Origin of the sequence: Hydrogenophaga sp. 70-12 (assembly GCF_001897365.1) — a bacterium.
GTDB lineage: Bacteria > Pseudomonadota > Gammaproteobacteria > Burkholderiales > Burkholderiaceae_C > Hydrogenophaga > Hydrogenophaga borbori.
In genome coordinates this window covers 1-13,481 of the sequence record NZ_MKSS01000166.1, presented here as the reverse complement: position 1 = coordinate 13,481, position 13,481 = coordinate 1, and the positions used below count along the sequence as shown (strand labels likewise).

The 13,481-nt window shown below is 70.2% G+C and carries 14 protein-coding genes and 1 pseudogene; 2 read left to right on the top strand and 13 right to left on the bottom strand.

Annotation, left to right across the window (positions count from 1 at the left end):
* From BGO22_RS10115 to BGO22_RS10085, 7 genes are all read right to left on the bottom strand, one after another.
* On the bottom strand, positions 1-692 hold a 692-nt coding region (locus BGO22_RS10115; RefSeq protein ID WP_286850603.1), incomplete at its 3' end, for a 4Fe-4S binding protein.
* A 40-nt stretch (positions 693-732) separates the two neighbouring features.
* On the bottom strand, positions 733-1,644 hold the full coding sequence (gene ccoP / locus BGO22_RS10110) for a cytochrome-c oxidase, cbb3-type subunit III (protein WP_070399960.1): 912 nt from the start codon (positions 1,642-1,644) through the stop codon (positions 733-735).
* Positions 1,645-1,669: 25 nt separating this feature from the next.
* Entirely contained in the window at positions 1,670-1,807 is a 138-nt protein-coding gene (locus BGO22_RS10105; RefSeq protein WP_070399959.1) for a cbb3-type cytochrome oxidase subunit 3, read from the bottom strand.
* A gap of 12 nt (positions 1,808-1,819) precedes the next feature.
* On the bottom strand, positions 1,820-2,446 hold the full coding sequence (gene ccoO / locus BGO22_RS10100) for a cytochrome-c oxidase, cbb3-type subunit II (RefSeq protein WP_070399958.1): 627 nt from the start codon (positions 2,444-2,446) through the stop codon (positions 1,820-1,822).
* Positions 2,447-2,456: 10 nt separating this feature from the next.
* Entirely contained in the window at positions 2,457-3,905 is a 1,449-nt protein-coding gene (gene ccoN / locus BGO22_RS10095) for a cytochrome-c oxidase, cbb3-type subunit I (RefSeq protein WP_070399957.1), read from the bottom strand.
* Positions 3,906-3,983: 78 nt separating this feature from the next.
* Entirely contained in the window at positions 3,984-4,121 is a 138-nt protein-coding gene (gene ccoS, locus BGO22_RS10090; RefSeq protein ID WP_070399956.1) for a cbb3-type cytochrome oxidase assembly protein CcoS, read from the bottom strand.
* A 6-nt stretch (positions 4,122-4,127) separates the two neighbouring features.
* Positions 4,128-6,404 (bottom strand): heavy metal translocating P-type ATPase, encoded by a 2,277-nt coding sequence (locus tag BGO22_RS10085; RefSeq protein ID WP_070399955.1) that lies wholly within the window; start codon positions 6,402-6,404, stop codon positions 4,128-4,130.
* Positions 6,405-6,519: 115 nt separating this feature from the next.
* Here BGO22_RS10085 and BGO22_RS10080 point away from each other — a divergent pair, with 115 nt between their 5' ends.
* A complete protein-coding gene (locus tag BGO22_RS10080) occupies positions 6,520-6,963 on the top strand; it encodes a universal stress protein (protein ID WP_070399954.1) in 444 nt (147 codons plus the stop codon).
* A 37-nt stretch (positions 6,964-7,000) separates the two neighbouring features.
* Here the strand turns inward: BGO22_RS10080 and BGO22_RS10075 are convergent, their stop codons facing one another.
* The 6 genes from BGO22_RS10075 to BGO22_RS10050 form a co-directional block, all read right to left on the bottom strand.
* Positions 7,001-8,560 carry a malonate--CoA ligase gene (locus BGO22_RS10075; RefSeq protein ID WP_070399953.1) on the bottom strand — a complete coding sequence of 520 codons (1,560 nt, stop codon included), beginning with the start codon at positions 8,558-8,560 and terminating at the stop codon, positions 7,001-7,003.
* An 8-nt stretch (positions 8,561-8,568) separates the two neighbouring features.
* Entirely contained in the window at positions 8,569-9,339 is a 771-nt protein-coding gene (locus BGO22_RS10070) for an enoyl-CoA hydratase/isomerase family protein (RefSeq protein ID WP_070399952.1), read from the bottom strand.
* Positions 9,340-9,343: 4 nt separating this feature from the next.
* The gene (locus BGO22_RS10065) at positions 9,344-10,339 is read right to left on the bottom strand and encodes a Bug family tripartite tricarboxylate transporter substrate binding protein (RefSeq protein ID WP_070399951.1); all 996 of its coding nucleotides are present in this window, start codon (positions 10,337-10,339) and stop codon (positions 9,344-9,346) included.
* Between the two features lie 52 nt (positions 10,340-10,391).
* Complete coding sequence (locus tag BGO22_RS10060; protein ID WP_083293250.1) at positions 10,392-11,801, bottom strand: malonyl-CoA decarboxylase; 1,410 nt, start codon at positions 11,799-11,801, stop codon at positions 10,392-10,394.
* Positions 11,798-12,466, bottom strand: coding sequence for a GntR family transcriptional regulator (locus BGO22_RS10055; protein WP_070399950.1), 669 nt, complete (start codon positions 12,464-12,466; stop codon positions 11,798-11,800). Before BGO22_RS10055 ends, BGO22_RS10060 begins: the two co-directional genes overlap by 4 nt.
* A gap of 88 nt (positions 12,467-12,554) precedes the next feature.
* Entirely contained in the window at positions 12,555-12,974 is a 420-nt protein-coding gene (locus BGO22_RS10050; RefSeq protein ID WP_070399949.1) for a PaaI family thioesterase, read from the bottom strand.
* A 195-nt stretch (positions 12,975-13,169) separates the two neighbouring features.
* Between BGO22_RS10050 and BGO22_RS10045 the strand changes: the two are divergent.
* Positions 13,170-13,481: pseudogene (locus tag BGO22_RS10045) on the top strand (hypothetical protein); the annotation flags it as partial.

Sequence of the window (13,481 nt, the reverse complement as noted above, 5' to 3'; positions counted from 1 at the left end):
CTCTGGAAGCGCGCGTAGGGGCACATGTACTTGCACACCTGCTCGCGCAGGAAGCCCGCGTTGCCGTAGGTGGCCAGGCCGTAGAACAGGATCCAGAAGGTCTGCCAGGGCCCGAGCGACAGGCTGGCCACCAGGCCCGCGAGCTCACGGATCGGCGTGAAGTAGCCGACGAAGGTGAAGCCCGTCCACAGCGACAGCGCGCCCCACAGCCCGTGCTTGAGCGCGCGTTTGCCGAACTTGGCCGCGCTCATGGGCGCGGCGTCCAGGCGCAGCCGCGCGGAGCGATCGCCCTCGACCCGGCGCTCGATCCACATGAAAATTTCCGTGTACACCGTCTGCGGGCAGGTGAAGCCGCACCACAGGCGCCCGGCCACCGCCGTGAACAGGAACAGCGCCAGCGCCGAAATGACCAGCAGCCCGGTGAGGTAGATGAAGTCCTGCGGATACAGGATCAGGTCGAACAGGTAGAAGCGCCGCGCCTCCAGGTCGAACAGCACGGCCTGGCGGCCGTTCCAGGGCAGCCAAGCCAGGCCGTAGAACACCAGCTGCGTGGCCCACACGAAAAACCAGCGCCAGCGCGCGAACACGCCAGTGACCGAGCGCGACTGAATCTTCTCCTGCGCGGCATAGAGCGAAACGACGATTTCCTCGTCGTCGCCGGGCGGCGCGGGCTGGATCGGAATGGTCTTCATGTCGTCTGGCGGGCCCGACGCGCGGGCCGCCGCCGGGTCCTCAGGGTTTGGCGGGCCGGTTCGACAGGCCCCACACGTAGGCCGTCAGCACGCGGATCTGGTCGGCGTTGAGCAGCTGGTTCTGCGCCGGCATGCGGTTGTCGATGCCGTTGGTGATGGCGCGCACGATGGCCTCCTCGCCCCAGCCGTGCAGCCACACACCGTCGGTGAGGTTGGGCGCGCCCAGCGCGGTGTTGCCCTTGCCGTCCATGCCGTGGCAGGCCGCGCAGGCGGCGAACTTGGTTCGGCCCTGCGAGGCGCGCACGCGGTCGTGCGGGCTGTTGGACAGGCTGAGCACGTAGTGGGCGACGTTGCGCACATCGTCGGCGCTGCCCACGGCCGCGGCCATGGGCGGCATCACGCCGTGGCGGCCCTGGGTGATGGTGGTCTCGATGGCCGCGGGCTCGCCACCGTGCAGCCAGTCGCCGTCGGTGAGGTTGGGGAAGCCCTTGGAGCCGCGCGCGTCCGAGCCGTGGCACTGGGCACACTGGTTCATGAACAGGCGCTCGCCGATCGCCATGGCCTGCGCATCGCCGGCCAGGCGCTCGGGCGGCTGGTCGTGGAACTGCGCGTACAGCGGCGCGATGGCTTCCTGGTGGCGCTGCACCTCGACGGTGTGCTGGCCGCTGGACGTCCAGCCCAGCACGCCCGCGTAGCGGCCGTACATGGGGTACAGCAGGCCATAGGCCAGGGCGAAAACGATGGTGATGACGAACAGCCAGACCCACCAGCGCGGCAGCGGGTTGTTGAGTTCGCGCAGGTCGCCGTCCCACACGTGGCCGGTCGTGTTGTCCTGGCCCGGCTTGACCTTGGTGGTGCCGGCCACCCACAGCAGCACGCCGCAGGCCAGGATGCTGACCACCGTGATGGCGCCGACGTAGATGGACCAGAAGTCGCTGGTGAAATCGCTCATGATGGTTCCCGTGTGTGGGGGTGGCTCATTCGTCCTGGAACGGCAGGCGGGCCGCCTCGTCGAAGCGCTCGCGGTTGCGGCGCGACCAGGCCCAGGCCACGATGCCCAGGAAGACCAGCAGGCTGATGACGGTAACGATGGAACGCAGGGTGTTGATGTCCATGGCAGCCTCTCCTTATTTCAAGGCGGTGCCCAGCACCTGCAGGTAGGCGATGAGCGCGTCCATCTCGGTCTTGCCCTTCGCCGCCTCGCTGGAGGCGGTGATCTCCTCGTCGCTGTAGGGTGCGCCCAGGGTGCGCAGCGCCTTCATGCGCGCCGGCAGGCCAGCGGCGTCGACGGTTTTCTTCTCCAGCCAGCTGTAGGCCGGCATGTTGGACTCGGGCACCACGTCGCGCGGGTTGTTCAGGTGGATGCGGTGCCATTCGTCGCTGTAGCGGCCGCCCACGCGCGCCAGGTCGGGGCCGGTGCGCTTGCTGCCCCACTGGAAGGGGCGGTCGTAGACGAACTCGCCGGCCACCGAGTAGTGGCCGTAGCGCAGGGTCTCGGCCTGGAAGGGGCGGATCATCTGCGAGTGGCAGTTGTAGCAGCCTTCTTTCACGTACACGTCGCGGCCCGCGAGCTGCAAGGCGGTGTAGGGCTTGAGCCCTTCCACCGGTTGCGTGGTGGATTTCTGGAAGAACAGCGGCACGATCTCGACCAGGCCGCCGACCGAGACCACCAGGACGATCAGCACGATCATCAGGAAGTTGCTGGTCTCGATGCGCTCGTGCGTGAAGCCGGTGGGTTTGTCTTGTTGCGACATGCGATTCACCTCAGGCGTGGGCGGGTTGGGCGGCCGGAATGCGCACCGGCTCGATGCGGCCGTTGCGCGCCGTCATCACCGTGTTCCAGAGCATCACGCACATGCCGGCCAGGTACAGCAAGCCCCCGGCCAGGCGGATGACGTAGAAGGGGAAGGTCGCCTTGACCGATTCGACGAAGGTGTAGGTCAGGCTGCCATCGGGGTTGACGGCGCGCCACATCAGGCCCTGCATCACGCCGGCGATCCACATGGCGGCGATGTAGAGCACGATGCCGATGGTGGCGATCCAGAAGTGCAGCTCGATCGCGGGCACCGAGTACATCTTCTTCTGGCCGTACAGGCGCGGGATCAGGTAGTACATGGAGCCCATGGTCACCAGGCCCACCCAGCCCAGCGCGCCCGAGTGCACGTGGCCGATGGTCCAGTCGGTGTAGTGCGACAGCGCGTTCACCGTCTTGATGGACATCATCGGACCCTCGAAGGTCGACATGCCGTAGAACGAGAGCGAGACGATCAGGAAGCGCAGGATCGGGTCGTCGCGCAGTTTGTGCCAGGCGCCCGACAGCGTCATGATGCCGTTGATCATGCCGCCCCAGCTGGGCGCCAGCAGGATCAGCGAGAACACCATGCCCACGGACTGCGCCCAGTCAGGCAGCGCGGTGTAGTGCAGGTGGTGCGGACCCGCCCACATGTAGGTAAAGATCAGCGCCCAGAAGTGCACGATGGACAGCCGGTACGAATACACCGGGCGCTCGGCCTGCTTGGGGATGAAGTAGTACATCATCCCCAGGAAGCCGGCCGTGAGGAAGAAACCCACGGCGTTGTGGCCGTACCACCACTGCACCATCGCGTCCTGCACGCCCGCGTAGGCCGAGTAGCTCTTGGTGAGGCTCACCGGCAGGGCCGCGCTGTTGACGATGTGCAGCAGCGCCACGGCCAGGATGAACCCGCCGAAGAACCAGTTGGCTACGTAGATGTGGCGCACCTTGCGCAGGCCGATGGTGCCGAAGAACACCACCGCATACGCCACCCACACCAGCGCGATCAGGATGTCGATCGGCCACTCGAGCTCGGCGTATTCCTTGCCCTGTGTCATGCCCATGGGCAGCGTGATGGCCGCCAGCACGATGACCACCTGCCAGCCCCAGAAGGTGAAGGCGGCCAGACCGTCGGAGAACAGCCGGACCTGGCTGGTGCGCTGCACCACGTAGTAGCTGGCGGCGAACAGGCCGCAGCCGCCGAAAGCGAAGATGACCGCGTTGGTGTGCAGCGGTCGCAAGCGGCCGTAGCTGAGCCATTCGATGCCCAGGTTGAGGGCCGGCCAGGTGAGCTGCGCGGCGATGATCACGCCGACGAGCATGCCCACCACGCCCCAGAAAACGGTGGCCAGGGCGAACTGCCTGACCACCTTGTCGTTGTAGACCGTGGGGTCGGCGGATGCCTTGTTGTTGACGGCCATGCGGATACTCCTCTCGATGTTGCACCGGGAGTGTCCCGGCCCGGCGGCCGGACCGGCTTGACCTAGGTCAAGCCGGTGTCATTCCTCGTGGAGGATGCGTTCGCCTTCGCGCTCGACGCCGTCGAACTGGCCCGACTGCAGCGCCCACCAGAACACGCCGATGACGCCAAAGACGATGAGGACCGACAGCGGGATCAACAGGTACAGGACATCCATGGCGACTCAGCCTTTCGGTGCGGGTTCGGGGCGGCTCAGGCGCCAGGCGTTGCCGATGACCAGCAGCGAGCTGGCGGCCATGCCCAGGCCAGCCAGCCAGGGCGGCATCCAGCCGATCAGCGCCAGCGGCACGCAGACCGCGTTGTAGAGCGCCGCCCAGGCCAGGTTCTGGCGCACCACGCGCCGCGTGCGCCGGGCCTGCAGCAGGCTGTCCACCACGTCCATCACGCGCCCGCCCTGCACCACGGCGTCGCTGCGCGCCTGCGCCAGCGGCGCGGCGCGGCCGAGCGCGAAGGACGCGTCGGCCCAGGCCAGCACGGGGCCGTCGTTCAAGCCGTCGCCCACCATGGCGACGCGCCAGCCTTGGCGCTGCAGGGCCTGAACCTCGGCCAGCTTGCGCTCGGGCGTGGCCTCGGCCAGCACATGGTCCACGCCCACGGCCTGGCCAATGCGGTGGGCCTGCGAGGCGCGGTCGCCCGACAGCAGCCATGTCTGCATTCCCAGGGCGCGCAGGCGCTGCACGGCCACGCGCGCGTCCTCGCGCAGGCCCTCGCTGAGGGTGATGGTGGCCAGCCAGCCGTGCTCGTCGACCAGGTAGGTGCGCGGGCCTTCGGCGTCGTGCTCGGGCATGGCGCCGGTGAACAGGGGCGAACCGAGCTTGAGCCAGCGACCGTTGGCCAGGCGCGCGGAAATGCCCTGCCCCGGCTCCTCGTGCCAATCGAACAGGGGCTCGTCGGCCGGCGGAGCCGCCGCCGCGACGGCGCGCGCCACCGGGTGCAGCGAATCGCGCGCCAGCGCGGCCGCCAGCGCCAGCACCTGGGAGCGGTCGGCGCCGCTGCGCAGCAGCACCTCGCGCAGCATCAGGTGCTCGCGCGTCAGCGTGCCGGTCTTGTCGAACACCACGGCGTTCACCGAGGCCATGGACTCCAGGGCCTGCAGGCGGCGCACCAGCACGCCGCGGCGTGCCAACGCGCCGGCCGAGGCCAGCATGGCCGCCGGCGTGGCCAGCGACAGCGCGCAGGGACAAGTGACGATGAGCACGGCCACGGCGATGGCCAGGGCGCGCGAGGGATCGACCTGCCACCAGGCAAAGGCGGCGGCGGCGGCGGCCAGCATCACCAGCACCAGGAAGGGCCCGGCGATGCGGTCGGCCAGCACGGCCAGACGCGGCTTGTCGGTGGCGGCGCGCTCCATCAGCCGCACGATCTGGGCGTAGCGCGTGTCCACGCCCACGCGGTCGAGCCGCAGGCGCACCGGCCCGGCGAGGTTGAGGCTGCCGGCCACCAGGGCATCGCCGCAGCGCCGCGTCTGCGGGCGCGCCTCGCCGGTGAGCAAGGCCTCGTCGACCGAGGCGCGCGCGTCGAGCAGCACGCCGTCGCCAGGGAAGGCCTCGCCGGCGCGCACCCAGACCACGTCACCGGCCGCCAGCCGGCGCACCGAGACGGTTTCGCGCGCGCCGTCCGCGCGCTCGCGCTCGCAGGTGGCGGGCAGGCGGTTGATCAGCGCGTCCAGCGCGCCGGCCGTGCGCTGGCGCAGGCGCGCCTCCAGGTAGCGCCCGCCGAGCAGGAAGAACACGAACATCGTGAGCGAGTCGAACCAGACCTCATGCCCCCAGGGGCCGCTGGGGTCGAAGGTGGCGGCCGAGCTGGCGAGGAAGGTGACCAGGATGCCCACGGACACCGGTGTGTCCATGCCGACGCGGCGGGCCTTGAGATCGGCCCAGGCGCGTTCGAAGAAAGGGCCGCTGGCGAAGAACACCACCGGCAGGCTGATGACCCAGCTGGCCCAGCGCAGCAGCTGTTCGATGTCGGGCGGGATGTCGCCCGGCGCGGCCACGTAGGCGGGCCACGCGTACATCATCACCTGCATCATGCAGAAGCCGGCGACGAACAGGCGCCACAGGGCCTGGCGGGTCTCGCGCAGGCGCTCGTCGATGGACAGGGCCTGCTGCAGCGGCAGCAGGCGGTAGCCGCGGTCGCCCACGCGCCGGGCCACTTCCGACAGGCGCACCCGGTCGGGGTCCCAGCGCAGCTGGAGGCGGCGCGTGCCGGCGTGCACGCGAACCAGTTCCACGCCGGGCACGCTGTCCAGCGCGGACTCGATGGTGTCGGCGCAGGCCGCGCAGTACATGCCCTGCACCACCAGCACCGACTCGCGCTGCGCGTCCACCCCGTCCACGGGCTGGGTGAACGCGGCCTGCTCGACGGGGTCGTCGAGCACGGCGAAGTCATCGGTGACCGTGAGGGGGCCCCGGTGCTCGCTCGACCAGGTGGCGGAACTCATGGGGGCGTAGGGTACTCGCAAAGGCTGCGCCATCCCCTTGACGCAGGTCAAGCCGGGCGGTGCCGCCCGGGGGTAGCCTGGGGCTCCGTTTCATCATTCCATGAGGAGAAGAACCATGTACAAGCGCATCCTCGTCGCCACCGATGGCTCCAAGCTGTCCCAGAAGGCAGTGGAGCACGCCCTGTCCCTGGCGGACCTGACCGGGGCCGAAGTGGTGGCCCTGAAGGTGGTGCCGCGCTACCCGCAGACCTATTTCGAAGGCGGCGTGACCCTGGCGGCCTCCGAGGTGGCCCGCATCGAGAAGCAGTGGCAGACGGACGCCATGGACGCGGTGAACGCGGTCAAGGCGGCCGGGCAACTGCTGGAAGTGAAGGTCAAGCCGGTCACGGCCAAGGGTGACCTGATCGCGGAAGCCATCATCGCCACGGCCAAGAAGCAGAAGTGCGACCTGATCGTGATGGCCTCGCACGGGCGGCGCGGCATCAAGCGGCTGCTGCTCGGCAGCGAGACGCAGCAGGTGCTGACGCACTCGCACACGCCGGTGCTGGTGCTGCGCTGAGCCAGGCGCGGGCGCCGCCGGGCGCCCGCCCCCGCCTTCAGGCGAACAGTCCCTTGTACTGTTCGCGCAGCAGGTTTTTCTGCACCTTGCCCATGGTGTTGCGGGGCAGTTCGCTCACCACGAAGCAGCGCTTGGGGATCTTGAAGTTGGCCAGCCGCGCCTTCAGCGCCCCGATCAGCACCTCCGGGTCCGGCGCGCCTTCCGGGCGGGGGATCACGATGGCCACGCCCACCTCGCCGAAGTCGGGGTGCGGCACGCCCACCACCGCGCTCTCGGCCACGCCGGGCATCTCGTTCAGCGCACCCTCGATCTCGGCCGGGTAGACGTTGTAGCCGCCCGAGATGATCAGGTCTTTGCTGCGCCCCACGATGGTCACGTAGCCGCGCTCGTCGATGCGGCCCACGTCGCCCGTCTTGAAGTAGCCGTCGGTGGTGAACTCCTCGGCCGTCTTCTCGGGCATGCGCCAGTAGCCCGCGAACACGTTGGGCCCACGCACCTGGATGCCGCCGATCTCGCCCGTTTCCACCGGACGGCCCGCCTCGTCGACCACGCGCAGGCTCACCCCCGGCAGCGGGAAGCCCACCGTGCCGCCCCGGCGCTCGCGCTCGCCGTTGTGGCGCTCGTCGGGCGCGTAGGGGTTGGAGGTGAGCATGATGGTCTCGCTCATGCCGTAGCGCTCCAGGATGGTGTGGCCCGTGCGTTCCTGCCATTCGTTGAAGGTCTCGATCAGCAGCGGCGCCGAGCCCGAGACGAACAGCCGCATGCCCGCCACCCGTTCCCGCGTGAGCGCGGGCTCGGCCAGCATGCGCGTGTACAGCGTGGGCACGCCCATGAACACGGTGGCGCGCGGCAGCAGGCCAATGACGGCCTTGGGGTCGAATTTGTTGAGCCACAGCATGGCGCTGCCATTGATGAGCGCGCCGTGGATGGCCACGAACAGGCCATGCACATGGAAGATGGGCAGCGCGTGGATCAGCACGTCGCCCTTCTGCCAGCCCCAGTACGACTGCAGCACGCGCGCGTTGCTCAGCATGTTGCCGTGCGTGAGCATGGCGCCCTTGCTGCGCCCCGTGGTGCCGCTGGTGTAGATGATGACCGCGAGGTCGTCGGGCCCGCTGTGCGCCACGGCGTGGGTGTCGGCGTGGTGCGAGGCGCGCTCCAGCAGCGTGCCGCCGCGGTCTTCGCCGAGCGTGAACACGTGGCGCGTGCCGGCCTTGAACGCGATCTTGCTGACCCAGCCGAAGTTGGCCGGGCTGCACACCACCACGGCGGGCTCGGCATTGCCCACGAAGTACTCGATCTCGCCGGACTGGTAGGCGGTGTTGAGCGGCAGGTACACATGGCCGCTGCGCAGCACCGCCAGGTAGAGGATGAGGTTCTCGACCGACTTCTCCACCTGCACCGCGATGCGCGAGCGCGCCGGCAGCCCCAAGCCGTCGATCAGGTTGGCCAGCATGGCACTGGCGCGGTCGAGGTCGCGCCAGCTGTAGCACAGGCCGTCGCTGGCGCCACCCACCACCTCCACGGCGGTGGTGTCCAGGTCGGCGGGGAAGGCCGCGCGCAGCGCGGCGTAGAGGTTGTGGTTCTGCGGGTTCATGGAGGGACTCAGAAGGCGGGCGTTCGCTTGTCGAGAAAGGCGGCGATGCCTTCCCGGTGCTCGGCGTGACCGGCGTAATCGTAGGCGCTGTCGAGCAGCGCGTCGGCGGGCGCGCCGCCGGCCAGGGCGCGCAGGGTGCGCTTGTTCAGCCGAGCGGCCTCGGGGGAGAGCGTGGCCATGCGCCGTGCGCGCGCCAGCACCTCCTCGGCCAGCAGGGCTTCGGGCACCACGGCGTGCAGGAAGCCGCGCGAGAGCATGGTGGGCGCGTCCAGCACGGCCGCCTGCAGCAACATCTCGCGCGCGCTGGCCAGGCCTGCCTCGCGCGCCACCAGCTCGGCCTCGCGCGGGGCCATGGGAAACCCCAGGCGCGCGATGGGCGCGCCGAAGCGGGCCGAGGCACTGGCCACGCGGATGTCGCAGCAGCTGGCGATCTCCACGCCCGCGCCCATGCAATGGCCGTCGATCATCGCGATGACGGGCTTGTCGCAGGCCAGCAGCGCGGACAGGCCGCCCCAGACCTCGCGCTCGTGGAAGTCGCGCAGGCTGGCCTCGTCGAAGCGGAAGCCGGGGTACTCGGCGATGTCGCCGCCCGCGCAGAAGTGGCCGCCCTCGCCCGCCACGACCAGCGCGCGCACCTCGGCGCGCGCGGCCACGGCGGCCAGGGCTTCGGCGAGTTCGCGCCACATCGCGCGCGACATGGCATTGAACTTCGCCGGGCGGCGCAGGGTCAGGCGCGCGATGGCGCCGTCGATGGCCAGGTGCAGTCCGTCGGCGGGCAATCCATCACTCCAGCTTGGCGCCCGAGGCCTTGACCACCTGGGCCCACTTGCGCACCTCGGCGCTGACGAACTGGCCGAAGGCCGGGCCGGTGATGTCGGGGAACTCGGCGCCCTGGGCAGCCCACACGCCCTTGGCCTCGTCGGTGCTGCAGGCCTTGCGGATCTCCTCGATCGCGCGCGCCTGCGCGTCGGCCGGCGTGCCCTTGGGCGCCCACACGCCGTACCAGGTGGTCACGTTGTACTGGGGCAGGCCCACCTCGGCCGCGCAGGGCACGTCGGGGAAGGCCGGGTTGCGCTTGGCGCCCGACACCATCATGGGCTTGATGCGCCCGCCCTTGATGTGGCCGGCCGAGGAGCCCAGGCCGTCGAACATGACGTCCACGTTGCCCGCGATCAGGTCGGCCAGCGCCGGGCCGGCGCCCCGGTAGGGAATGTGCGTGATGAAGGTGTTGGTCTGCTGCTTGAACAGCTCGCCCGCCAGGTGGTGCGAGGTGCCGCTGCCGGCCGAGGCGTAGTTGAGCTTGCCCGGATTGGCCTTGACCTGCGCCAGGAAGGCCTTGAAGTCGGGTGCGGTGATGTTCTTGGGGTTCACCACCACCACCTGCGGCACGCTGGCCACCAGGATCAGCGGCACCAGGTCGGTCTCGATGTTGTAGTCCAGCCTGGGGTACATGCTGGGCGCGATGGAGTGGTGCACGGCGCCCATGAACAGGGTGTAACCGTCGGGCGCGGCCTTGGCCGCGATGCTGGCGCCCACGGTGCCGCCGGCGCCGCCGCGGTTGTCGATGACCAGCGCCTTGCCCGACAGGCGCGCGAACGAGGCCGCCATGGGGCGCGCGAAGGCGTCGGTGCCGCCGCCGGCCGGGAACGGCACGACCATGGTCACCGGGCGCGAAGGCCAGGTCGATTGCGCGCGCGCGACCTGGCTGCCGATGGGGCCGAGCACGGCGCTCGCGGCAGCGGCGCGCAGCAGCGCGCGCCGTTGGATGGGCTGGTTCATGTGGTCTCCTTGGTGGTTATGAAGCCGACGCGACCTGGCGCCCAGGTCCGCGTCAACGGTACAGGGCCTCGACGGCCCCGCCTATCGGGACTTTTCCCGCTGCCAGCATGGCCCTGTGCTTGTCCAGGCGCCGCAGATCGTAGAGGTAGTTCACCATCAGGCCGAAGGACTGCTTGTTGCCCTTGGCCGAAGGATCGCCGCCCCAATGGATGCGCTCGATCCGCGCGCCGTTGCCCAGGTGGAATCGCGCCACCGGGTCCAGCGGCTCGCCGTTGCGCAGCTCCTGGCCCAGGTAGCGCGCGGTCCAGGCGAGCAGGGCCTGGCGCTCGGGCGCCTTCTCGTCGAGTTCCGTCCAGCGCTCCCAGGCGGCGAGCAGCTCGGGCGGGGCCTGCCGGGACAGCCAGGCGCGCAGGCCCGGAATGGGCGACAGGGTGGCGAAGGTGCGCAGGCGCGGAAACTCCTCTTTCAGCGTCTCCACCACGCGCTTGATCAGCGAGTCGCCGAAGCTCACGCCGCGCAGGCCGACCTGGGTGCTGCTGATGGAATAGAAGATGGCGGTGGTGGCGCGCGAGAGGTCGGCCGGCGCGGCCGACTCGTCCAGCAGCGGCGTGATGCTGCCAACGATGTGATTCATCAGCGCCACCTCCACGAAGATCAGCGGCTCGCCCGGCAGGCGCGGGTGGAAAAAGCCGTAGCAGCGGCGGTCGCTGTCCAGCCGGTTCTTCATGTCGGCCCAGCCGCGCACGTCGTGCACCGCCTCGTAGCGGATGAGCTTTTCGATCAACGAGGCCGGCGAATCCCAGCTGATGCGGCGCAGCTCCAGGAAGCCGACGTCGAACCAGGTGGAGAACATGTACTCCATCTCCACGTCCAGCGCCTGCAGGCGCGGCTCCTGGCGCAGCGCGGGCTGCAGTTCGGCGCGCAGCGCCACCAGGAAGGGAATGCCCTGGGGGTTGGCGCTGAAGCGCTGCAGGATGCGCCGGCGCGGCGACACCGTGGCGCGTCGGTAGCGCACCTCGGCGGCGGCCTCGTCGGGCGTGCCCACGGCCGCCTGGTACTCCGACTGGGCCCGCTTCACCTTCTGCGGGTCGGCCATGAAGTGCTCGCTCATGAGCAGCCAGAGGTCGCGGCGCTGGGCGGGCTCGGCCTTGCCGTACCAGTCGATCAGGGCCTGCGCCCGCCGCCCGCCCTCCACCTCGCTGACCATGGGGTCCACCACCGCCTTGATGTCGTCCAGCAGGCGGCGCAAGGCGCGCGGCGCCAGGGCCTCGCCTTCCTGGCGCAGGCGCGCCCCCAGGCGCTCGGCGGTGGAACGCGGCGCGGGCGCCGGCGCGGCCGGGGCCGCCGGGCGAAGGCGGGAGACGCGCTCGGCGATCCACTGCGGGGCGTCGAGGCGGATACCCCCACGCTGCGCGCGCCGCGCCGCGGACCGAAGGCCTTGCCAAGGCTGGGCAAGGCTCATGCGCTCAACCTCGACTTCTGCTGCCGCGCCAGCTCGCGCAGCGCCACGCGCTGGCGCGTGAGGTGGGTGCGCATGGCCGCCTCGGCGCCCTCGGCGTCGCGCGCCTTGAGCGCGGCGAACACGGCCAGGTGCTCCGACAGGCTCTGCTCCAGCCGGCCCGGCGCGCGCAGCTGCTGCTGCCGGGCCAGCTTGAGGATCTTGCGCAGGTCGCCGATGACCTGGGCCAGCCAGCGGTTGTCGGCCAGCGCGATGATGGCCTCGTGGATGGCGTAGTTGACGGCGTAGTACTCGTTGATGCGCTTGGCGCGCGCGGCGCGCTGGAGCTTGTCGTGCAACTGCTCCAGCGCGGCGAGCTCGGCGTCGCTGGCGTTGCCCGCGGCCTCGAAGGCGCAGCGGCCCTCCAGCAGCGCGATCACGGGGAAGATCTCGTCGAGGTCGCGCTCGGTGACCTCGGCCACGAAGCAGCCGCGGCGCGGTTCGTGGCGCAGCAGCCCCTCGGCGGTGAGCACCTTGAGCGCCTCGCGCAGCGGCGTGCGCGAAATGCCCAGGGCCGCGCACAGGGCGGGCTCGTCCAGGTAACTGCCGGGCGCGAGCTCACCCGAGAAGATGCGCTCGCGCAGTTGCGAGGCCGCTTCATCGTGCAGGGAGTTGAGCACCACGCGCATGGGTAATCACTGGTAATTACAGCTAATTCTTTCAGCCCCAAACGGCGTCCCGGCACGGGGAAAACCCGTGCCACCGACCGGCGGCGGTTCAGCCCCCGGCCTTGGGGTACAGCACCATCTGCGTGCAGCGGAACAGCGCCAGGGTCTTGCCGGTCTCGCGGTGGGTCACGGTGGCGTCCCACACCTGGGTGGTCCGGCCCAGGTGCGCGGCCTTGGCCACGCAGTCCAGCGTGCCCTCCAGCGCCGTGCCCAGGTGGTTGGACTTGAGTTCCACCGTGGTGAAACCGTTGGCCCCGGGCGGCAGGCTGGCGAGGCAGCCGCAGCCGGCCGAGGTGTCGGCCAGCGTGACCAGGCTGCCCGCGTGCAGGAAGCCGTTGGGCGCCATCAGGGCCTCGCGCACCGGCAACTCGGCACGCACCTCGCCCGAGGCGACGTGGGTGACAACAAGGCCCAGGTGGCCGGGCAGTTTGCCGGCGCTGCGCTGGTTGAAGCTTTCGGGGGTGATCATGGCTGGCTCTCCTCGCGTGGCGGCAGCGGCTGCGCCGGTGGCGGCGCCCATTCTGCGGCATCCCTTCGATCCGCCCCACGGCCTCGTCCCACCACGCAGCTGTGACGGCGCCTCGCCAGCGGGAACCCCCACCAACCGCCCGCGACGAATCCGCGCCCGTGCCCGACGGCACGCCACACAAAGGTCCAGCCCGCCATGCGCCGCGCCTCCGGCCCCGATGCCCTCACCAAGACCCGTTCCCGCAGCCTCTCCATCGGCAAAGCCACCGAGGCCCCCAAGTCCAGCGCCCTCACGCCACCGCATCCGCCCCAGCACCCCAAAGGCCCGCCTGAGCCTCCCACCGAAACCCCGGTACCGGACCACTGGACGCACCCCGCCCTGGCGCCACGAGGTCACCCAAAAGACGGCGACCCGCGCCAGGTGATCGAACAGAGGTTCAACCACCGCCTAAGCGCGATCGCGTCGTACGGCCAGCCGGAGCGCGTGCGCCACGCCCACCAGGCCGCC